Annotated in this window: 23 protein-coding genes, 1 tRNA gene and 1 pseudogene; 12 read left to right on the plus strand and 13 right to left on the minus strand. The window is 61.0% G+C overall.

The window, feature by feature from the left end:
* Positions 1-290 (minus strand): IS630 transposase-related protein (locus BUB54_RS14115; protein WP_073211841.1); only part of this gene is annotated, 290 nt, incomplete at its 3' end.
* Between the two features lie 50 nt (positions 291-340).
* On the opposite strand from BUB54_RS14115, the pseudogene BUB54_RS21840 reads away from it, so the two are divergent.
* Positions 341-508 (plus strand): annotated as a pseudogene (locus tag BUB54_RS21840) (hypothetical protein); the annotation flags it as partial.
* Between the two features lie 12 nt (positions 509-520).
* Positions 521-994: a flavodoxin domain-containing protein gene (locus BUB54_RS21190; protein ID WP_373318319.1), complete on the plus strand. Its 474-nt coding sequence runs from the start codon at positions 521-523 to the stop codon at positions 992-994.
* A 117-nt stretch (positions 995-1,111) separates the two neighbouring features.
* Here BUB54_RS21190 and BUB54_RS14125 read toward each other — a convergent pair whose 3' ends face one another.
* The 4 genes from BUB54_RS14125 to BUB54_RS14140 form a co-directional block, all read right to left on the minus strand.
* Positions 1,112-2,818, minus strand: coding sequence for a pyrroloquinoline quinone-dependent dehydrogenase (locus BUB54_RS14125; protein ID WP_139284922.1), 1,707 nt, complete (start codon positions 2,816-2,818; stop codon positions 1,112-1,114).
* A gap of 27 nt (positions 2,819-2,845) precedes the next feature.
* Positions 2,846-3,286 (minus strand): c-type cytochrome, encoded by a 441-nt coding sequence (locus BUB54_RS14130; protein ID WP_241869431.1) that lies wholly within the window; start codon positions 3,284-3,286, stop codon positions 2,846-2,848.
* Between the two features lie 494 nt (positions 3,287-3,780).
* Positions 3,781-3,857: transfer RNA gene (locus tag BUB54_RS14135), tRNA-Arg, on the minus strand.
* A gap of 137 nt (positions 3,858-3,994) precedes the next feature.
* Positions 3,995-5,116 (minus strand): TDT family transporter, encoded by a 1,122-nt coding sequence (locus tag BUB54_RS14140; protein ID WP_048879772.1) that lies wholly within the window; start codon positions 5,114-5,116, stop codon positions 3,995-3,997.
* Between the two features lie 100 nt (positions 5,117-5,216).
* On the opposite strand from BUB54_RS14140, the gene BUB54_RS14145 reads away from it, so the two are divergent.
* On the plus strand, positions 5,217-6,113 hold the full coding sequence (locus tag BUB54_RS14145; RefSeq protein WP_048879815.1) for a LysR substrate-binding domain-containing protein: 897 nt from the start codon (positions 5,217-5,219) through the stop codon (positions 6,111-6,113).
* Here BUB54_RS14145 and BUB54_RS14150 read toward each other — a convergent pair.
* Both BUB54_RS14150 and BUB54_RS14155 read right to left on the minus strand, forming a co-directional pair.
* Positions 6,103-6,435, minus strand: a complete 333-nt coding sequence (locus BUB54_RS14150) for a rhodanese-like domain-containing protein (protein WP_048879773.1) — start codon at positions 6,433-6,435, stop codon at positions 6,103-6,105. The genes BUB54_RS14145 and BUB54_RS14150 overlap by 11 nt on opposite strands.
* 86 nt (positions 6,436-6,521) lie before the next feature.
* On the minus strand, positions 6,522-6,962 hold the full coding sequence (locus BUB54_RS14155; protein ID WP_048879774.1) for a cupin domain-containing protein: 441 nt from the start codon (positions 6,960-6,962) through the stop codon (positions 6,522-6,524).
* Between the two features lie 63 nt (positions 6,963-7,025).
* Between BUB54_RS14155 and BUB54_RS14160 the strand changes: the two genes are divergently transcribed.
* The 6 genes from BUB54_RS14160 to BUB54_RS14185 all read left to right on the plus strand — a co-directional run bounded on the left by BUB54_RS14160 (position 7,026) and on the right by BUB54_RS14185 (position 12,359).
* The gene (locus BUB54_RS14160) at positions 7,026-7,583 is read left to right on the plus strand and encodes a chromate transporter (RefSeq protein ID WP_048879775.1); all 558 of its coding nucleotides are present in this window, start codon (positions 7,026-7,028) and stop codon (positions 7,581-7,583) included.
* Positions 7,584-7,585: 2 nt separating this feature from the next.
* Positions 7,586-8,098 (plus strand): chromate transporter, encoded by a 513-nt coding sequence (locus BUB54_RS14165; RefSeq protein ID WP_048879776.1) that lies wholly within the window; start codon positions 7,586-7,588, stop codon positions 8,096-8,098.
* 87 nt (positions 8,099-8,185) lie between these two features.
* On the plus strand, positions 8,186-8,932 hold the full coding sequence (locus BUB54_RS14170; RefSeq protein ID WP_048879777.1) for an FCD domain-containing protein: 747 nt from the start codon (positions 8,186-8,188) through the stop codon (positions 8,930-8,932).
* Positions 8,929-10,065, plus strand: a complete 1,137-nt coding sequence (gene lldD / locus BUB54_RS14175) for an FMN-dependent L-lactate dehydrogenase LldD (protein ID WP_048879778.1) — start codon at positions 8,929-8,931, stop codon at positions 10,063-10,065. Before BUB54_RS14170 ends, lldD begins: the two co-directional genes overlap by 4 nt.
* 102 nt (positions 10,066-10,167) lie before the next feature.
* Positions 10,168-11,040, plus strand: coding sequence for a c-type cytochrome (locus BUB54_RS14180; RefSeq protein ID WP_048879779.1), 873 nt, complete (start codon positions 10,168-10,170; stop codon positions 11,038-11,040).
* 29 nt (positions 11,041-11,069) lie between these two features.
* Positions 11,070-12,359: a DUF2254 domain-containing protein gene (locus tag BUB54_RS14185; RefSeq protein WP_048879780.1), complete on the plus strand. Its 1,290-nt coding sequence runs from the start codon at positions 11,070-11,072 to the stop codon at positions 12,357-12,359.
* Positions 12,360-12,523: 164 nt separating this feature from the next.
* Here the strand turns inward: BUB54_RS14185 and BUB54_RS20355 are convergent, their stop codons facing one another.
* The 6 genes from BUB54_RS20355 to tsaD form a co-directional block, all read right to left on the minus strand.
* The gene (locus BUB54_RS20355; RefSeq protein ID WP_139284923.1) at positions 12,524-12,709 is read right to left on the minus strand and encodes a hypothetical protein; all 186 of its coding nucleotides are present in this window, start codon (positions 12,707-12,709) and stop codon (positions 12,524-12,526) included.
* 265 nt (positions 12,710-12,974) lie between these two features.
* Positions 12,975-13,388, minus strand: a complete 414-nt coding sequence (locus tag BUB54_RS14195) for a GFA family protein (protein ID WP_048879782.1) — start codon at positions 13,386-13,388, stop codon at positions 12,975-12,977.
* Between the two features lies 1 nt (position 13,389).
* Positions 13,390-15,336: a tetratricopeptide repeat protein gene (locus BUB54_RS14200; protein ID WP_048879783.1), complete on the minus strand. Its 1,947-nt coding sequence runs from the start codon at positions 15,334-15,336 to the stop codon at positions 13,390-13,392.
* Complete coding sequence (locus BUB54_RS14205; RefSeq protein ID WP_048879784.1) at positions 15,336-16,289, minus strand: NAD(P)H-dependent glycerol-3-phosphate dehydrogenase; 954 nt, start codon at positions 16,287-16,289, stop codon at positions 15,336-15,338. Before BUB54_RS14205 ends, BUB54_RS14200 begins: the two co-directional genes overlap by 1 nt.
* On the minus strand, positions 16,282-17,094 hold the full coding sequence (locus BUB54_RS14210) for a 23S rRNA (adenine(2030)-N(6))-methyltransferase RlmJ (protein ID WP_048879785.1): 813 nt from the start codon (positions 17,092-17,094) through the stop codon (positions 16,282-16,284). The genes BUB54_RS14205 and BUB54_RS14210 overlap by 8 nt, the downstream gene beginning before the upstream one ends.
* A complete protein-coding gene (tsaD, locus tag BUB54_RS14215; RefSeq protein WP_048879786.1) occupies positions 17,091-18,131 on the minus strand; it encodes a tRNA (adenosine(37)-N6)-threonylcarbamoyltransferase complex transferase subunit TsaD in 1,041 nt (346 codons plus the stop codon). The genes BUB54_RS14210 and tsaD overlap by 4 nt, the downstream gene beginning before the upstream one ends.
* A gap of 80 nt (positions 18,132-18,211) precedes the next feature.
* Here tsaD and hemC point away from each other — a divergent pair, with 80 nt between their 5' ends.
* From hemC to BUB54_RS14230, 3 genes are read left to right on the plus strand one after another with little or no spacing between them, the layout of a single operon-like run.
* A complete protein-coding gene (gene hemC / locus BUB54_RS14220) occupies positions 18,212-19,147 on the plus strand; it encodes a hydroxymethylbilane synthase (protein WP_082075737.1) in 936 nt (311 codons plus the stop codon).
* A complete protein-coding gene (locus BUB54_RS14225; protein WP_048879788.1) occupies positions 19,144-19,812 on the plus strand; it encodes a uroporphyrinogen-III synthase in 669 nt (222 codons plus the stop codon). The genes hemC and BUB54_RS14225 overlap by 4 nt, the downstream gene beginning before the upstream one ends.
* On the plus strand, positions 19,809-20,762 hold the full coding sequence (locus BUB54_RS14230) for a hypothetical protein (protein ID WP_048879789.1): 954 nt from the start codon (positions 19,809-19,811) through the stop codon (positions 20,760-20,762). The genes BUB54_RS14225 and BUB54_RS14230 overlap by 4 nt, the downstream gene beginning before the upstream one ends.
* The last annotated feature ends 4 nt before the right edge of the window (positions 20,763-20,766 follow it).

Consider the following 20,766-nt stretch of genomic DNA (forward strand, 5'->3'; position numbering starts at 1 on the left):
ATGATCTTCAATTTCTTCAGGGCCACCCAGATCGCGTTGATGCTCACCCCAAACGCCTCGGCCCGCTCCCTCAGAAGGGCCTCGGGATGTTCGAGAACATGCGCCGCCAGAGCCGCTTTATCGAGCTTACGCCGGCGCTCCTTGGCAGGTCTCGGCGTCAAATCTTCTCTGCAAAGCCAGCGGTGGATGGTCATGCGGCTGACGTCAAAAATCCGCGCAGCCTCGGTGCACCCTCCACCCTGGCGCACGTAATCAACAACACGCTTACGCAAATCAACGCTGTAGCTCATCCGCCGAAACCCATTAAAGATGACAGAGTTTAGCGCGTAACGTTGTTAATGGGAATCACTATATTAACGCTACGCAGGAAGAATGGCTGGAAGTTCTAAAGCCGCTCACGCCACGCTTATATTCCATTTCCTCCAGCCTAGCCGTGCATCCAGGGGATGTGCATCTCACGGTGAGTATCGTGCGCTATCCCTTCGCCGGGCGAGCCAGCGGCGGCCTGTGTTCCCGCTTCCTGGCTGACAGGGCAACAGAAGCCGGACTTTTCATTCAACCTTCCGCAGATTTTCATCTGCCGGAAGATGACGTCCCTATCATCATGATAGGTGCCGGCACCGGTATCGCACCCTTCCGCGGCTTTTTGCAGGAACGCCAAGCGCGCAGCGCCAAAGGCCAAAACTGGTTAATTTTCGGGGAGCAACGGGAAGCAAGCGATTTCTATTACCGTGGCGAAATCAAGACTTTTTTAGACAACAACTATCTCTACAACCTCTCCACTGCTTTTTTCCACGACCAGGCCCAGAAAATTTATGTGCAGGACAAGCTGCGTGAGAACGGTGCGCGGCTATGGGCATGGCTGTGTGACGGCGCTTATATTTACATCTACGGTGACGCCTCGCGCATTGCAAAAGATGTACATAACACATTGCCGAATATTATCAGCCAACACGGCGGTATGACGCGGGACGAAGCCCGCCTTCTTGGATGAAATGACCGCACGAAAACGCTATTTGCGAGACATCTATTGAAACACGCCCGCAACTGAAAAACCCCGGCGCCATGGCCAGGGTTTAGCTCAGGTTAAATCATGTCGTCTTGCCACGCTTTATGTGGAGCTTTTCGGTAAGGCGAAAATTGCGACCACATCGCCAAGCGGATATGTCATCTGGAAATTACCCCCCGAGGCAACGGCAATATATTCGCGTCCGTCCACCTCATAAGCAACAGGCGGCGCATTGACGCCCGCGCCAAGATAAAAGTGCCAGATTTTTTTACCCGTCGTGGCATTGAAGGCATCAAACCAACCATTCCCCTCCCCCATGAAGGCAACATTACCAGCGGTCACCAAGGCGCCGCCCATTGTCGGCTGTGGAACCGTATCGTTCCAGGCAATCTTACCCGTATTTACATCTATCGCCGTGAAGGTACCATTCTGAATCCCATGATCGACATTCTTGAAGGTGCTGCCAAGCCTAATCTGGCCAGGAATGTCACCCGCATTATTGTCAGTCTTGAATGTCATGAGTTGGTTCATACCCATGATATAAATATAATGCGTCAGCGGCGAGTATGCTGGAGGTGCCCAGTCCGTTCCACCATTGGCCCCAGGAAGAACTTGTACCCCTTCCTTACTAGGCGGCGTAAACATGTTTTTTTGCATATCAAATGGCTCTGAACGGCGAATTAACTTTCCAGTTTCGCGATTCACGATATAGAAAAACGCCGTCTTTCCTGCTTCACCAGCCGCAGGAACCACCTTGCCATGATCCATAGTGTTGAATAGCACAACATTGCTGACCGCATCATAGTCCCACACATCATGTTTGACCTCCTGGTAATACCAGGCCAGCGACCCATCTTTCAGATGCAGGGCAACAATCGAGTCTGTATATAGATTGTCGCCAAGCCGCTTGGAGCCATCAAGGTCCGGATTAGGATTGCCTGTTGAAAAAATCACCAGCCCCAGCTTGGGGTCTATGCTTGGCGTTGTCCAAACAGTGCCACCGCCGGTCTTCCAGGAATCACCTTCCCAGGATTTTTTACTGTCGGTGGTGTTAAACCGCCAGTTCTGCTTACCAGTATTTGCATCATAGGCTGCAATAAAGCCGCGAATGGGCCATTCCCCACCCGCACTGCCAATGATGACCTGGTTATCATAGACCTGCGGCGCCATTGTCTCAGAATAGCCCGCCTGCGCATCCGCAACTTTGGTGATCCAAACTTCCTTACCATTTTTGGCGTCAACATCGACCAGATGGTTATCAACGGTCAGGAAATACACATTGCCGTTTGAAACGGTCGCTCCCCGGTTTACCGGTCCGCAGCAGATTTGCGTGAGACCGTCCGTATAGACATATTTCCATAAAGTCTGCCCGGTAACTGCATTCATGGCAATAAGCGCCTGCTTGCTGTTGACCATCGGGGTTGTGATAAACATCACCCCGTTCACAACAATCGGCGTTGTTTCAAAGCTCGCCGTATAGCCTGTTTGCGCAATGGCTACGGGTGTCAGCTGGCTGATTGACTTCGTATTGATTTGCTTCAGCACGGAAAAACGCTGGTTTGAGTAACCTTGCCCGCTGGCCAACCAATTCTTGCCAGAGGCTGGTGATGCTTCAACCATTTTATCCGTGACATTCATGTCCGCGGTAACCACTGACGCTTGCATGGCGCCCTGCCCGCCGCCCGTTTCAGCACCTGGATTCTCAGGAGGCTGGGCTGCATACGCCACGCCCATGCTCAAGCAAAAAAAACAACTAACAAGCAATGACTTTTTGACTGATTTGCAGCCGTATCTATACACAGCTTTCATGTTTCGCTCCGATTTTTCTTGGTGTTTTTAGTTTTGTGCCTTTGGGTAGGGAAGCATGCTCAGGCAAGAGAGATCCTGTGACTTGATTCCCACATCTCCGGAAGGATAGTGATTATATGAGAGGATATAAGCGAAAATATCATCATATTGCGTCTTACTCAGGCCGCCTGGATTATTGGCCGGCATCTGCTCGGCGATAAAACCATAAAGTTGCTGTGCGCTGATTTTTGTAAATTCCAGATAAGACTCGAATTTTGAGCCAGCCAAAGCAGGCCCTGAATTTCCTGACAAATCGCCATTATGGCAGGCAGCACATTCATTATTGTAATCTGTTCTACCCTGCGTGGCATCAGCGCTTGTATAAATGGCATTCCCGGAAGGGCAGGACGCCGCTTGCGCGGCAACAGGAAAAGTTAAAAACGCAACAACAAAATACATAAAAAAATCAAACCAACCGCTTGATTTCATGATTCACTCCCTCTGCGGAGACCTGTTATTCATTATGGCTAATTATGGCCTGCGTTACACGACAAGCGTGAAACCAAATCTACTTTAAGGCAAAAGCAGATTACTTTTTATATCATTACAATATTCTTATGCATAAGTGTTGGCAAGGAAATTCGGCCGCGTCACTCATCCTGGTACAGCTTGTTCCTATAGCTTCTTTTAAAGAGTACCAAAAAATTCTGGATCGACTGCAAATGCATACTATTTTCACATATCAACAGCGCGCTTTTTGCAGCACAAACTAGCGTCATGCCACACACCGCTCCGAAAGACTGAGTACTGTTTGCGAACAAGCAGCCCCACACTTCCACCGAGCCTTCACAGCTATAAATAACGTGTAAAGTGCGTCCCGGAGGATCATCTTGGTTTTGGTGTTTCAGCTAAAGGGGAGCGCCTCATAAACAAGCGCGGACAGAAGCCTCGCTATCAGCGTCTTATACACCGCATGAAAAAATTGGCGGACCCGGCGCGATTCGAACGCGCGACCTTTGCCTTCGGAGGGCAACGCTCTATCCAGCTGAGCTACGGGTCCGTGTCTGGCCCTTCTAGCCGCATCGGCCTGGCGGAGCAACAGGGCTTTCTCTGTTTCCTGCCGCGCCGCCCAACTGCCCAAACAAAGCGCCTTGCCAGGGGGCATCCCCGGCAAGGCGCCCGGCGTCAGAGCCGTCTTTAAACTTTCTGCGGCGTGGCGCGTATCCGGGGGGGCGCGCAAGGCGCGGCAAATAGCGAACCATGATAAGCCCCACGAACCGTCCGCACCGCGACAATGCTCCACAACACCACAAAAATCCCCGTCAACACATACCCCGCGATGATAAAGGCCAGCAGCTTCGTCTGCCCACCCAGCGCGTTGGTCGCCAGGATGAAAACCCCCAGAGGGAAGGTGAAGCCCCACCAACCCATGTTAAAGGGCAACCTATGCGGGCGTTGGGCCAGAGTCATCGCCACGGCCAGGGTCAGCCACCAAGCGCCATAGGCCCAGATCACCACACCACCAATCACCCCAATGCCATGCGCCACTGGCCCCAGAAACGCCAACTCTGTCCCGGTAAAGGCGTAAGGCGCCACATGGCCCAGCAGCAGCAGCCCCAGCGCGCCGGTTCCAAGCGGCCCCAGCGCCAGCCAGGACGAAACCGCCATCTCCGCCGGCGGCAGGGAATGTAGCACCAGACGCAGGAACAGAATAGTCAAAACCCCCATCGCCAACGGCACAGAAAGCGCCCACAGCCCGTACCCCGCCAGCACCAGATTTGCCGCCACTGCTGGCACCATGTGCGGCGCCAGCAGCGCTCCGCTGGCCGCCGCCACCTCGCAGGCCACAATCGGCAGCAGCCAAACGCCGGTCATGGATTCCAGCACATGCTTCTGGCTGACCACCATGGCAAAGGGCACGCCCAGCCCGGTCAGAACAGACAGCACCGCATCCACCTCCCACAAGCGCAAGGCCAGTTGCGGATCATGGCCAAACAGCATGGTGCCATTGGTAATGGTGGCCAACCCCATCGGAATCGCCCCCAGAAACATCGGTGCGACCGGGTGGCGGAAAATATTCATCGCCTGACGCGGGTAGAACAGCCAACGTGCGACATAAAGCAGCGTGAACAGCGAAAACAGCACAATATTCAGCCGCCACACAAACGCCGCTACCTCCGGCAGCCAGGCCGGGCCGGGCATCTGGTTCAACAAAAGCGCCAGCACACCTGTACCCATGGTCACGGTGAACCAGTTGGGGGTGAATTGCCGTACAATTTCGGCCGGATGCTCATGATGAGAAAATGGTTTGGACAACATGTCAGGGCTTCCTTTCGACAACCCTGAATTAGGCTGTCTTTATTGATTTTAAAAACTGATTATTCTTTTTAAATTAACAAAAATGAATTATCATTATCCCATGACACTGGAACAGTTACGCATTTTCGCCGCCGTGGCAGAACGCCAGCACGTGACCCGCGCCGCCGCCGCGCTCAATCTCACCCAGGCTGCAGTCTCGGCCTCCATCGCCGCCCTGGAATCACAGCACGGCATCAAGCTGTTTGATCGTGTGGGACGGAATATCGCCCTCACCGAAACCGGGCGGCTGTTTCTGGAGGAAGCACGCGCCGTGCTGGCCCGCGCCGTGGCGGCGGAAACGGCGTTACGCGACTATGCCGGACTGAAACGCGGGCGGCTGCGTGTTCATGCCAGCCAAACCATCGCTAGCTATTACCTGCCCCGGCTTGTGGTGGAATTCCGGCGGCGTCATCCCGGCTTTATCATTGAGCTTGCCATCGGCAACACCGCCCAGGTGGCCCAGGCGGTTATGGCGGGCACGGCAGAGCTGGGCTTTGTTGAAGGCCCCCTCACCGCGCCGGACCTGCTGGTGGAGCCGGTGGCGGAGGAGCGCATGGCGGTGGTGGTCGCCCCTGGCCATGGCTGGGCCAAAGGCCGGGCGCTCACCAACACGCATCTGCGTCAAGCGGAGTGGGTATTCCGGGAAGAAGGCTCCGGCACACGCGAAGCATTTCTAGGTGCCTTGGCGGCGCGCGGCATGGAGGCGGAAGATTTAAACATCACCCTTACCCTCCCCTCTAACGAGGCCGTGCGTGAAGCAGTGACTGAAGGCGCCGGGGCGGCCTGCCTCTCAACGCTGGTCTGCGCCCGCGCCCTTAAGGCTGGGGCTTTAAAGCGCGCCAACATCTCGCTTTCGCCGCGCCCGTTTCAGGCAGTGCGGCATAAAGAGCGTTACGAACCAAAGGCCGCGACCTCCTTGCTGGAGCTGGCGCGCACCATGCCGCCTTTTATCCCCTGAGAACGGGCAGTCCGGCCTGCACCCAGGCGCTCAACCCGCCCTCTAGATGGCCCAGAACCGGCAGCCCCGCCTGGGCGCACAAATTCGCCGCCATCATTGAGCGTTTGCCAACGCCGCACAGCAGCACCACCTCCCCGGCGGGCAGGGCCGACGCGTCAAAGCAAGAAAGCGGCAAATTCACCGCCCCTTCAATCCGCGCGGCTTCAAACTCGCCCGGCTCTCGCACATCCACCAAAATCACGCTGTTGGCCGCGAGCGCATCCTTCAACGCGTCCGGCTGGAACAAGGTGAAAGGCTTGGCCTGAAGATCGGCGTAGCTCATGGGTGCGTTTCCTGTAATCCGTCAGATATAACGCCGCATTTAGGCCCAGCCCGCACCATGGGCAAGCATAGACTAATTACAATGACTTAACCGCCATGCGGCGACCAGCCGGGCGGGGCGAGTTCAAAGCCCTCAAACCGGAAGGCCGGGGCCACCACACAGCCCACCAAAACCCAGCCGCCCAAGGGCCGTGCGGCCTGCCAAATGCCTGCCGGCACCACGGCCTGCAAGCTATCCCCGGCAGTCAGATCCGGCCCCAGCCGCACTGTCCGCGTGCCGATCCCCAGCTCCAGCGCCGCGCCGCCCTGCCAAAGCCACAGTTCCGCCGCATCCACACGGTGCCAGTGCGAGCGCTCCCCCGCTGCCAGCAGAAACAAAATACTGGTGGCGGCACCACGCGCTCCGTCCGTCTCCGGCAGATCACGCCAAAGTTCGCGGTAATGCCCGCCTTCGGGATGCGGGGCGAGGTTGAGGGCGGCGCGTACTTGCGCAGCGGTCAAGTTCGGGGCTCGCAGATCAAGGCTCATGTACCCTGCCTAGCGCGCGCCGCCGCACGTTGCCAGCCCCCTCCCCCGCGCCTAACTAACGTCATGACAGCGCCACTACCCCCTGCCCGTCCGCACCTCACCCGCCAGCAGCTTTTCAGCGGATTTTTCAGGGCCGGAATCATGGGGTTCGGTGGCGTGCTGCCCATCATCCGCCGGGTCATGGTAGATGACAGGCGCTGGCTCACCCAAACGGAATTCAACGAGTTGTTCTCTCTTTGCCAATCCCTGCCCGGCGCGAATGTGGTGAATCTCAGCTTTGCCTTCGGTGCGCGGGAGGGTGGGGCCAGCGGCGCCGTGGCGGCGGTCACCGGGCTGTTGAGCGCGCCGGTGAGTATCGTTCTGGTGCTGGCCGGGCTTTATGCGCGCTTTGGCGGGCTGGCGCCGGTGCGTCACGCGCTGCTGGGGCTCGCGGCTACAGCGGCGGGGCTGGCCTTGGGCTCAGCCCTGCGCATCGCCTCGCCCATTCTCACCGTCCCGCGCAACATGCTGCTGGCTGCTGCAGTTTATGGGCTGGCCTTCGGGCTGCATATCTCGCTGCCGTTGATCGTACTGGGTATGTTGCCGCTCTCGCTTGCCCTCTCCTGGCGGCTGGTGCCGTAACCATGCTGACCGATCTTGCACTGCTTTTCAGCAAACTCTCCCTGCTGGCGGTGGGCGGGGTAAACAGCACCCTACCGGAACTCGCGCGCATTGTCGTGACCGAGAAACACTGGCTCAGCGCCACGCAATTTTCGCAGCTCTACGCCATCGCCAACACCGCACCCGGGCCAAATATGCTAATCGTCACGCTCATCGGCTCGCATCAGGCCGGTGTGGCAGGCGGGCTGGTGGCCAGCGCCGCCATGGTGCTGCCCGCGGGCGTAACGGCGGCGCTGGTCGCGGTGCTGTTTAGCAAGCATCAAAATGCGCGCTGGAAGCGCCTGGCCCAAGCGGCGCTGCTGCCGGTCACCGCCGGGCTGGTTCTGGCCGCCGCCAGCCTGCTCGCCCGCCAGTCAGACACTGGCTGGCTCACCGCGGGGCTCACCGCGGCGGCCGCCCTGCTCACTTGGCGGACCAAGCTGCATCCGCTCTGGCTGTTGGGCGCGGGGGCGCTGGCGGGACTCCTGTTTCTTTAAATTGGTCCAGCCAATCTCGCTTGCGTCCCCTTCAGCGGACAGGCCATTCTCCGCAGTACGAACCAAAAACAGGAACTGGTCCGGCCAATGGTACAGGCACAACTTCCGGCACGGCTGGAGGCGCTGATCCGCGAAACAGGTCTGCGCCCTGGCGAGCGCCTGCCCGCAGAACGGGTGCTGGCGGCGAGGCTCGGCGTCTCCCGCGCCAGCCTGCGTGAGGCGCTGCACGGCCTAGCCCAGACCGGACGCATCGCCAGCAAACGGGGCAGCGGACATTTCCTGCAAGCCACCACGTTGGACACTGCCCCCGCGCCCCTGGCCGGGCTGATGCGCCAGAACCCGTCATACTGGCAGGATGTCATGGAAATCCGCCGCGTTCTGGAGGCCGAGGCCGCCTACTACGCAGCCATGCGCGCCACAGAGGCAGACAAAGCCAAGCTTGCGGCCCAGAGCGAGGCCATCACCCGCGCACATGAGGCGGGCGACCCGCAGGCCGATGCACGGGCAGACGCAACGCTGCACCTGCTGATCGCGGAAGCCTCCCATAATCTCGTGCTGTTGCACATGATGCGGGGCCTGTTCGACCTGCTGGCCGCCAGCATCTCCCACAGTCTTGAAAAACTCTACACCCGCCCTCCAACATTCCGCACCCTGGCACGCCAGCACAAGGCGCTGATCGAGGCCATTCTCACCGGCCAGCCGGATCAGGCGCGCAGGGCGGCCCTGCTGCATCTGGACTTTGTCGCCGCCACCTTGCGACGCGTCGAGGATGACGAGGCTAGGCTGCTGCGCATTTCCTCCCCGCAATTTCAAACAGAGGGCGACACGCCATGATTATTTCCTCCACCACGGATTTCCGCGAAGGCGCCCGCCGCCGCCTGCCGCCATTCCTGTTTCACTACGCCGATGGCGGCGCCTATGCAGAGCAAACGCTGCGGCGGAACGTCTCAGACCTCGCGGATCTCGCGTTGCGCCAGCGTGTTCTGAAAAACGTTGCGGATATTTCTCTCTCCACAAACGTGCTGGGGCAGGAGATGGCGATGCCGTTAGCCATCGCGCCGGTGGGTTTGGCGGGCATGTATGCGCGGCGCGGCGAGGTGCAGGCCGCCCGCGCCGCTGAAAAAGCCGGGATTCCCTTCACGCTCTCCACCGTCTCCGTCTGCCCGATCGAGGAAGTGCAGAACGCGGTGAGCAAGCCCATCTGGTTCCAGCTTTATGTACTGAAAGATCGCGGCTTCATGAAAAACGCGCTGGAGCGCGCCTGGGCGGCGGGCATCACCACGCTCATCTTCACGGTGGATATGCCCGTGCCCGGCGCGCGCTACCGTGACCTTCATTCTGGCATGTCCGGCCCCACCGGCCCCATGCGGCGGGTGCTGCAAGCCATGACGCATCCAGGCTGGGCCTTCGATGTCGGGCTGTTCGGCAAACCGCACGACCTTGGCAACATCTCCGCCTATCGCGGCAAGCCCACCAAGCTGGAGGATTACATCGCCTGGCTGGGAGCGAATTTCGATCCCGCCATCGCCTGGAACGACCTGCAATGGCTGCGCGAATTCTGGAAAGGCAAAATCGTCATCAAAGGCATTCTGGACCCGGAGGACGCACGCGAAGCCGTGAAATTCGGCGCCGACGGGCTCATCGTCTCCAACCATGGTGGGCGGCAGTTGGACGGCGTACTCTCCTCCGCCCACGCCCTGCCCCGCATTGTGGACGCCGTGAAGGACGAATTAACCATCTTTGCCGATGGCGGCGTGCGCTCCGGGCTGGACGTGGTGCGGATGCTCGCTTTGGGGGCGGATTCAGTGCTGCTCGGCCGCGCTTATGTGTATGCCCTGGCCACGGCGGGCGAAGCCGGGGTCACTAAGCTGCTGGACCTCATCGCCAAGGAGATGCGCGTCGCCATGGCGCTGACCGGGGTCACGAAAATCTCCCAAATCACCGCCGAAACCCTAGAGCGCGGCTAATCCAGACAAAAATCTTCTAACAAACACAACCGCGACAGGAAAACCGTTCATTTTCTTCCGCCGCCGTGATAGAAAACTGCCAACAACGACAGGAGCACTCACATGAAACGAAACCTCGCGGCGGCGGTGCTTATCGGGTTGGTCGGGGCAGGCATGGCCCATGCGCAAAGCCTACAAGGCCTACCCGCCGGGCCGCTAGGGCAATCCATCCAAAGCGGTTATGACATGATGATGCACACCACCACCAACCCGGAGGTGAAGCGCTATGTCGGCAACGACCTCACCTGCAGCAACTGCCACATCAATGGCGGCAACACCGCCGCGCCTGGAAATTTCCGCGAAACTGCCACAGAACTTCCGAATTATTCCAAGCGCGAAAACACTGTGATCACGTTGGAAGACCGGATCGCAAACTGTTTCATGCGCAGCATGAATGGCATCCGCCCCAGCACGGACAGCAAGGTGATCGTAGACATGACCGCCTATATCGACTGGCTGGACCGCGGCAAACCGATTGAAACCCCGCCCGCGCCGCCCAGCAAACCCAGCCCCTACCCCGCCATGCTCAGAACCGCCACGCATGCTGATGTCGTGGCCGGTGCGGCGGTTTACAAAACCAATTGCGCTGCCTGCCATGGCGCCACGGGTGCCGGCACACCCGGCACGTTTCCGCCCGTCTGGGGCGATAAGAGCTATAATGCCGGGGCTGGTCTGGCCAACCCGGTCAAGCTCGCAACCTGGGTGAAGGGCAACATGCCGCTCGGCAACCCGCACCTCACGGAGCAGGAGGCTTTCCAGGTCGCCATGTATATCGACACCCACCCCCGCCCGGATTTCGTGCTGAGCAAGCACCTCCCCGCCAACGCCCCGGCTGATGAATATAACGCCAGCGTCCGCGCCGAGACAGACAGCGTGGCCAGCAATTTCAAAAAAGCGGGCCTCTCCCTACAAAGTCTGACCGGAGCGGCTAACTGAGGCGCCCCCAGGCGGAAGCGTGCTAAGCCGTGGCGCGCTGGCTTTGGGTCTTACGGCAGCTCTCACGCAAGCTCTGGGTGCGGGCCACACTCATCGCGATTCTAAGCGTGGTTGCCGCCTTGCTGGCGGCGGTCATCAGGCCGATCATTCCGGCCTATCTTCCATCGCGGATCGGGGCAAATTCCGTTGGGAATATTCTGGACATCATCGCCTCCTCAATGCTGGCGGTGACCACTTTCTCACTCAACGTCATGACCTCCGCCTATGGCGCGGCCAGCAGCGGGGTCACCCCGCGCGCCACCAAATTACTGATGGAAGACAGCACCACGCAAAACGTGCTGTCCACCTTCATCGGCTCATTCCTGTTCAGCATTGTCGGGCTGGTGATGCTGCAAACCGGGGCTTATGGCGAGCAAGGCAGAGTGGTGCTGTTTATCGTCACCATCGGGGTGATCGGGCTGATCGTGGTCTCCCTCCTGCACTGGATCGACCATCTCACCCGCCTCGGCCGCGTGGGGGAAACCACGATGGCTGTGGAAGACGCTGCTCGCCAAGCCCTGACGGCCCGGCTGAAAGACCCTTATCTGGGTGGGCGCAAGCTGCACGACCCGGAGGCGGACATCCCTGCGGGCGCGGTCAAGCTGAGTTCAGACATTATCGGCTATGTGCAGCACATCGATATGGGCGCGCTCTCCGCCCTGGCGGAAGAGATCAAGGCGGAAATCTACCTCACCGTGAATCCCGGTGCCTTTGCCTACCCTTACACCGTTCTGGCCTGGATCAAACCTGAAACACCAGGCACGGACATTCCCACGGAAGCACTGCGCAAGGCGTTTTCTCTGGACAGCGTCCGCACCTTCGACCAAGACCCGCGCTTTGGCGTGGTGGTGCTGAGTGAAATCGCCTCGCGCGCTCTCTCCCCGGCGGTGAACGACCCCGGCACCGCCATCGACGTTGTCAGTCGGATCACGCGGCTCATGGCACTCTGGGCCCAAGGCAGCGAGACCCGCAAAGAAGAGGACATCAAACACCCCCGCCTCCATGTGCCCGCGCTAAAAAGCCTGGACATGCTGGAAGACGGTTTCATGCCCATCGCCCGGTATGGCGCCTCAATGGTGGAGGTGCAGGTAAAATTGCAAAAAGGTCTTTACGCCCTCAGCCAACTTGGCGACGCTGAATTCCGCCCGGCGGTGCGCCGCTATGCCCGGCTCTGCCTAAGCCACGCCGAGGCCGCCTTGTCTCAGGAGGCGGATCTGCTGCGCGTCCGCGACGCGTTTGAGGGTCGGGACCTATATTTGTCGGAATATAACCCCGAATAAAGCAGCAGCTTTTTAAGGTCCGCAAATCAGACCAGGCAGTTCATGATTTCCGCCACCACGCCAGCTGCCCGGCCTGCATAAGCCGATAATCCGCCAAATAACGCCGCCCCGCCATTACGCGTCAGCGCCACCAAGGCCGATCCCACACCCGCGATATTCTACCCCTACACCAGCGCATATAGCCGCGCCACAATGCCAGTATAGCAAAACCCGTAAGAAAGCAGCGCAAAAACCAGAACCGGCCAGACTTTCAGGCGGGAGCTACGGGCAATGCGCGACAGCCCGAACAGCCCCGCCAGCGTGAACATCACGGAGAGCAACCGCGCCGTGAACCAGTCCGATCTTGCCACAACACGACATGCGTCCAGCGCCCAGAAATCCAGAAATAAAGCCGTGGATAAACATCCCCCGGCGCAAAACCAGTGCAATCCGCCACAGCCGGGCATGGCCATCATAAAGCCAACGGACAGACCCTGCGGTGAACACGCCCTGCGGCCCGGCGGGCCGGGTGTGAACCGCCGTTAGAAAAATTGAATACCCTCCTCATATTCCAGGCCGCGCAGCCAAGCGGTCGCCACCACTAGCAGCGCCGCCGCCAGCGGCGAAAAGAAAAACTCAGCGGGTGGGCGGCTGTTCGGCAAATTTCGGTAATCCAGGGGCCATGCACATCCATTGTGGCGCGCGTGAAGTCCAGATGGCCATTTGCGGACGGCCTTGCTCTGGGTCATCCAGTGTACCCACCCGCAGCACCAGAAAATCTGGCCGCGCGGAGGACGCGCTGGTTACATGCGTTCCACATTCAGGGCAAAACCGGCGGCGCATCGCATTGCCGCTATCGGCCACGGAGCAATAATCCTTCAACGCCCCGGTCAGCGATACATCCGCCGCGCGGACCTGGATATTCGCCGCCGGGCCGCCGCACGCCAGATATTGGCAAACCCGGCAGTAGCAAAGCCGCGCGGCCACGGGCGCGCCGCTCACCTCATAACGCACGGCGCCACACAGGCAGCCTCCGGTCAAACCACTCATCTCAGCTCCCGAACTCCTGCTTGATATGCGGATCATATTTCCGGGCCAGGGCAAAGTCCGAATCAGCCGCCTTACGATCGCCGGTAGCCTGTTCCGCCAAGGCGCGGCCATAAAGCGATGAGGCGAGTTTGGGATCGGCCTTCAACGCCTGATCGTAATAACTAATGGCCTGCTTATTATCTTTCATCATAAGATAAACATAGCCGGTGGAATCCAGCGTCGCCGCATCGCCGGGGTTGAGCTTAAGCGCCCGCTGGCAATAGCCCAGCGCCTGGTTCAGCTTGCCATCCAGCGCCAGAAACCAGCAGCGATTATTCAAATCCTGCGGGGAGTTGGGCTGCAGCCGCAAAATCTTGGCCTCATCCGCCGAGGCTTTGCTATACTGGTGCAACGTGCCGTACGCCACCGCGCGGTCCTGATAAGCAGGAACATATTTGGGGTCGAGCGCGATCGCCTTGCTGGATTCCGTGATGGCCTCCTGGATGTGCCCATCCTCCTCCGCCAGCTCCGCCCTGGCGGAATAGCCTTGCGGGGCCTTCGGGTTCAGGACGATGGCGCTGTTAACATCCGCTAGAGCCTGCTTGGGCTGGTTGTTGAGTTTATAAGTCCCGGCGCGCAGCAGCAAAGCTTGATAAACCATCTCGTGGTTATCGTCCGCATGATCGATCGCCACCGTGAGGTCCGCGATTTCGGCCGGGTATTGGTGAAGCGCATCCTCAACCCCCGCGCGCTGTAGCCGCAGGCGCGGCTCATCCGGCGCGATGGCGATGGCACTGCTTAAATCTTCCAAAGCGGGTTTAAGCTGGTTCTGCCGCAGCTCGATCAGGGCGCGTTTCTGGTAAAAAGCCGGGTTGCCGGGGGCCAGTTTGATGGCCTGGCTTTCATCTGCCTGTGCGGCGACGAGGTTGTGCTGCAAAACCTCGACAGAGGCGCGCGCGTCATAGCCGGATGGGTTGTTGGGCGCCAGGGCGATCGCCTGGTTGGCATCCGCTAGGGCCGCCTTGGGGCGCTCCAGCGCCAGCTCGGCCAAGGAGCGGTTGATATAGGCCGAGGCATCGTGCGGGTTGCGTTTGAGAGCGGCGGTGGCGTCCGCTAGCGCGGCGGGGAACTCGCCCAGTTGCATTTCCGCGAAAGCCCGGTCCACATAAGCGCCCGGCGCGTCCGGGGAGATGGTGATAGCTTGGCTCGCGTCCGCGATGGCAGCTTTATAATGGCCTAACCGTGCCTCAGCCTCGGCACGGGCGGCCAGGCCCAGCGGGTTGTCGGGTTCGGCCTTGAGCAGCAGTGTTTCCTCCGCCAGCGCTTTTTGCCAGTCCCACGCGGCGGCGGCGGCAAGGCCGCGCACCAGATGCAAACGCGGGTCATGGCTGCCCAAACTGGCGGCCTTGTTGGCATCCTGCAACGCTGCGGCGCCTTGGCTGCCCACCATTTCGGCCAACGCGCGGGCCAGATATGCCGGGGCGCTGTTGGGGTCATGGGTTAAAGCAGCGTTCTGGTCGGCCAGGTCCGCCTGCCAGTTGCCAAGGGAAAGCGCGATCTCACCCCTCAAAACCAGTGGGCGCGGGTCGTTGGGGATGAGGGCAATGGCCTGATTCACTGCCTCCAGCGCCGGTTGGGCCTGGTGCAGAGCGAGGTAAGCACGGGCCAGGGTGACGTGGATACCGCCATTCTCGGGGTTGAGGGCAATGCCCTCCTGAGCGTCTATCAGCGCGGCTTCGGGTTTGTGCAGTTGCAGCTCGGCCAAAGCGCGGTTGTTGTAGGCTTCAAAATCCAGCGCCTCCATCTCCTGCCCGGCGGCGAGAATCTGGTCGCAGCCTTTCACCGCCATATCGGGGATGTGGCTTTCACACGCCGCGATGGCGGGGGGCGGCGTTTCCGCCAGAGCCGGTGCGGCCATGAAGACCGCAAGCCAGGGGACGCAGGAAAAGCCGAGGGCACGACGCCGCATTATTCATCCTTTAAAGCGCGGCTCATCAGCGCCGCCATGGTTTCCCGTACATTCATTTCACCGGACAGCAGCTTTGTCACGGCCTGGGTAATGGGCATGTCCACTTTCAGCGTGGCAGCGCGGGCAAGCAGGGCAGGCGCGGTCATGACCCCTTCGGTCACGGCGGAACGGCTGCCCAGAATCTCCTGCAGACCTTGGCCCTGCCCCAGCCCGAATCCCAGCGAATAATTGCGGCTGCTGGTGCCAGTGCAGGTGAGCAGCAGATCCCCCAGGCCGGATAGGCCGGACATGGTTTCCGCCTTGCCGCCCAACGCTGCGGCGAGACGGGCGATTTCCGCGAGGCCACGGGTGATAAGCGCGGCGCGGGCATTTTCTCCCAGCCCAGCCCCCATCACCACCCCAGCGGCGATGGCAATGACGTTTTTGGCCGCTCCGCCCAGCGCCGCGCCAATATGGTCCGGCGAGCCGTAGAGGCGGAAGGTGGGGGTGTGCAGGGCCTTGATGAGTTTTGTCCGCAAGGCGGCGTCCGGCGTGGCGAGCACGGCGGCGGCGGGCAGGCCCACGGCGATCTCATGCGCGAAATTGGGGCCGGTAAGAATAGCGCAGGAACGGGTGGTAACGATCTCGGGCGGCAGGAGGTTGGTGCCGGTTTCCAACCCCTTGCAGCAAAGCACCAGGGGCGCCTGCGGCGGCAGAGCGAGTAAAATGGCGCGCAAGCTCTGCATCGGCACCGCGAGGAGGAAGATATCCGCGACCGGCATCTCGGCGGTGACGCGCAGGCCGGGCGGCAGGGCCACGCCGGGGAGACGTGGATTTTCCCGCGATTGCCGCATGGCGGCGGTTTTTTGCGCATCCCGCGCCCACAGCGTGACAGGCCGCCCGGCTTTGGTGAGCAGAATGGCTAGCGCCGTGCCCCAGGCTCCGGCGCCGATAACGGCGATGGATTTATTCATGGATGATCCGCTCTACGCTGGCGCTGGCCCCGGCTTCACCGAATGCGTCCAAGCAGGCTTGCAGAATGGGGGCGGCCTCGTCTTCAAACCCGTAAGGCGGGTTGATGATGGCGAGCCCGGTGCCGTTGAGTTTGGTGGGGTCCGTATCCGGCCGGCGCAACAACTCGGCGGCGATGACGTCCTTGAGACCGGCGAGCTTCAACGCCTCGAAAAATTGTCTCACCGGGGCGCGGTGCTTGATGGGATACCAAATGACATACACCGCCGAAGGGAATTTTTTGGAGGCGGTGGCAAGCTTTTTAGCGAGGGTTGGGAATTCGTCCGTGCGTTCGAAAGGCGGGTCGATGAGAACAAGGGCGCGTTTTTCCAGCGGCGGCAGAAAAGCACCCAGGGCTCCGTAACCGTCACGCTCATGCACAGCGGCGTTGGCATAAGGGCGCATTGTGCGGCGGAGAGTGACAGCGTCTTCCGGGTGGAGTTCGCAGGCGACCAGACGGTCTGTAGGGCGCAGCGCTTCGGCGGTAAAAACCGGAGAGCCGGGATACAGGCCAAGGCGTTTGACCGTCTCTATATAGTCAGCCAGAGCCGGGGGCGGAGTTTCTAGCAGCTTGCCGACGCCTTCCCGCCATTCGCCGGTTTTCTCGGCCTGTTCACTGGAAACATCGTAACGGCCGATGCCCGCATGGGTGTCCAGCACCAGAAAGGGTTTCGGCTTGCGCTGCATGGCGGCCAGCAGGCGCAGCAGTAAGGCGTGCTTCATCACGTCGGCAAAATTCCCGGCGTGGTAGATGTGGCGGTAGTTCATAGCGAGTCCAAAGGCCAGCGCGGTTTACAGGGGGCGTTGAAGGCGGAAAGATCGCCTTGGCGCAGATGCTCGATAGCGGCCCAGGCGACCATCACCGCGTTATCGGTACAAAGGCGCAAGGGCGGGGCGATCAATAGCTTGCCTGCCTCACCCGCGACCTCCGACAAACGCGCGCGGATGGCTTGGTTGGCCGCCACACCGCCCGCGACAATAACCGCATTGGCGGCGGGCAGCATGGCCAGGGCATGATTGAGTCGGTCGCCCAGAATATCCGTGACGGAAGCCTGGAAGCTTGCGGCAATGTCCGCCGCGCGGGCGCGGGGCAGCGCGCCGGAGGGCTCCGCCGCGAGCAACTGGGCGATGGCGGTTTTGAGACCGGAGAACGAGAAATCACACCCCTCCCGGTGTAGCAGCGGGCGGGGCAGCGGCAAGGCTTTTGCGTTGCCCTCGCGGGCCAGGGCCTCCAGCGCCGGGCCTCCGGGATAAGGCAGGCCGAGAAGTTTGGCGGTTTTATCGAAGGCTTCGCCTACCGCGTCGTCCAGCGTGGCGCCGAGCAGGCGGTATTTTCCCACCCCTTCCACCGCCAAGCACTGGCTGTGCCCGCCGGAGAGCAGCAGCAGCAGATAGGGGAATTCAACCGGCCCCGCGGCAAGGCTGGGCAGGCGCGCGGTGAGGGCGTGGGCCTCCAGATGATTGATGGCGAGGTAGGGCACACCAGCTGCCAGGGCCGCGCCCTTGGCATAGCCGGTGCCAACCAGCAGCCCGCCGATAAGCCCCGGCCCCGCCGTGGCGGCGATGGCGGCCAAGTCCGCGAACCCTACCCCCGCCTGGCGTAATGCATCTTTGACCATGGCATCCAGGGCTGTGAGATGGGCGCGGGCGGCAATCTCCGGCACCACGCCGCCAAACGCCGCGTGGTCTGCGATCTGGCTAAGAACAAGTTCCGCTAGAATCTGGCCGTCAGGCGCCAGAATCGCGGCAGCTGTTTCATCGCAGGAGCTCTCAATGCCCAAAATCGGCGCATCTTTTCTTTCCATGCCTCACGCTCTAGACCACACGCGTGAAAACCGAAACGCCCCCCACCCCATCCGTGAAACCCCATAAGCGCAACCTGCCGATGCAAGTGGGCACGCGCGGCTCACCGCTGGCCCGCCAGCAGACGCAGACCTTTCTGCATTTGCTCACCACCTTCTGCCCCGTGCTGCGGGGGATGCAGGTGTTTGAGGAGCATATTATCCTCACCACCGGCGATGCCGTGCAGCACAGGCCTCTGGCCGAGATTGGCGGCAAGGGGCTGTTCGCGAAGGAAATCCACGAGCAATTGCTCGCCGGGACCATCGATTTCGCGGTGCATAGCCTGAAGGATCTAGAGACCGTGCTGCCGGATGGCATTGCCCTGGCCTGCACGCTCAAACGCGAGGATGCGCGGGATGCGCTGATTCTGCCCCCCGGCGCCGTGGTGGACACGGCGGACCCGTTCGGCGCGCTGACGCAGGGGGCCGTGGTGGGCTCAGCCAGCGTGCGGCGGCAGGCGCAAATGAAGTATGCCCGGCCAGACCTGAACTTCACGCTGCTACGCGGCAATGTCGGCACGCGATTGGGCAAGGTGGAAAATGGCGCGCTGGATGCGACGCTGCTGGCCTATGCCGGGCTGCGGCGGCTGGGACTGGCAGAAAAGGCCAGTCTTGTGCTGAGCCCGGAACAGATGGTGCCCGCCGCTTGCCAGGGGATTGTGGGCATTACCGTGCGCGCTGAGGATACGGAACTGCTGTCTCTGCTCTCAGGCATTGAGGACCAGGAGGCCCGTGCGGTGAGCCGGGCGGAGCGCGCGTTATTGGGGGCGCTGGATGGCTCCTGTCGGACGCCAATTGGCGGCTATGCGCGGCTGCTGGAAGATGGTGCGCTGCATCTGACCGGGCTGGTGGCGCGGGCGGATGGGACCTTTTTGCTCAAACGCAGCCTGACCGGCGCGGTGGCGGATGCTGAGCGGCTGGGACGCGAGCTGGGTGAGTCCTTGAAGGCCGATTCACCCGACGATATTTTCGAGCCGTGAAGCTGCTGGTCACCCGGCCCGAGCCCGGGGCCAGCGCCACCGCCTCGAGGCTGGCCGCCATGGGGCATGACCCCGTGCTACTGCCCTGCCTTGCCGTAACCCCTCTGCCACCGCGCCTTCCGCCACACCCAGCCGCCTTGGTGGTGACCAGCGGGCAGGCCGTGCCTGCCTTGCCGGCGCGGCTACATGGCGTGCCTGTGTTCTGCGTGGGCGATGCAACGGCGGTAAAGCTGCGCGCTGCGGGATTCACCCGTGTGGAAAGTGCTCATGGCGATGCCGTCGCGCTGACGAAACTGATTGTCGCCAGGAACGTTCCGGGGTTGCATGTGCTCGCGGTGGGGGAGCGGCATGGGCAGAAGTTGGCGGCGGATTTGCGCGCGGCCGGGATCTCTGTGCTGCGGCGGCGGGTTTATAAAGTGGCCAAGCTCAAAAACATGCCTGATGCAGTGCGGGCCGCGCTGGCGGCAGGGGAGTTTGACGGCGCGCTGTTTTATTCGGCTGAGACGGCGCGCGCTTTTTCACAATTACGCCCGCCCGGAACCGGAGCGATGCAGGCTTACGCGCTGAGCCAAAATGTCGCTAAGGGGTTGCAGGAACTGCCTTGGGCCGCCATTCATGTAGGACAAGCTCCGACGGAGGCGGATTTAATGGCATTGCTGGCATGAGTGAATCGGAACCGAACGGCAAAACCAACGAAACGGTGAGCGAAACGGTGCAGGACACCGCGCCGCAGCCTTTGCCCGACCCCGCGCCCGCCACAAAGCCGGAAACGCCAGAGCCGAAAGCCGAACCGTTGCCTTCCCCCGCGCCAAAGGCTGAAAAGCCGCGCCGGAGCAGTTGGCCAATCTGGTTTGGGCTAGGATTTGTGGTCCTGGCGGGCGGCGAAGGGTATTTGTTTGTGCAACTGCAGGCGCATCAGGCAGACAAGGCTGATCTAGCCGTACTAAAAAGCCAGGTGGCGGATATGCGCGCAGCAGCCGCAAAGACCGCGCCGATGGCGAATCTTATCACCACCCAGGCGGATCTAGCGCAGAAGCAGGCTGCATTGGCGGCGCAGGTGAATGCGATGCAGAGCCAAGTGGCCTCTGACCATGGAGCGCTGGCCGCTTTGCAGACCAACAGCCAGGATATCAGCAAGCTGACCGCGCGAATGGCGCAGTTGAACGCCGTAGCCTCGGCACGCATGGCTCTGGCGGCAGGGCAGCCACTGGGGGTGATTCAAAACGCGCCGCCCGCTCTGACGGTGTTCGCCGATACCGCGCCGCCCACCATGGCGCAACTGCGCGAGAGCTTTCCCTCTGCTGCGCGCAATGCCGAGGCAGCCAGCCTTTCCAATAGCGGGCAAGCCGGGTTCTGGCAGAAGGTGAAGCTGCGGCTGGAAGGGCTGTTCACCATTGCCGATGGCGACCATGTGATTTTTGGCCCACCCGCCGCGGCGGTACTGAAGCGTATGAAGGCAGCGCTAGCGAATAATGATCTGGCCACGGCGGTGGCAGCGGCGGACAGGTTGTCCCCCCCCACCCAAGCCGCCATGGCAAGCTGGCTGACCCCCGCGCGGCAATTGCTGGCGGCGCGCAAGGCGCTGGTGCAGATGGCCCAGCAGCAAGGGCAATAAAGGG

The sequence above is a fragment of the Acidocella aminolytica 101 = DSM 11237 genome, assembly GCF_900129125.1.
GTDB lineage: Bacteria > Pseudomonadota > Alphaproteobacteria > Acetobacterales > Acetobacteraceae > Acidocella > Acidocella aminolytica.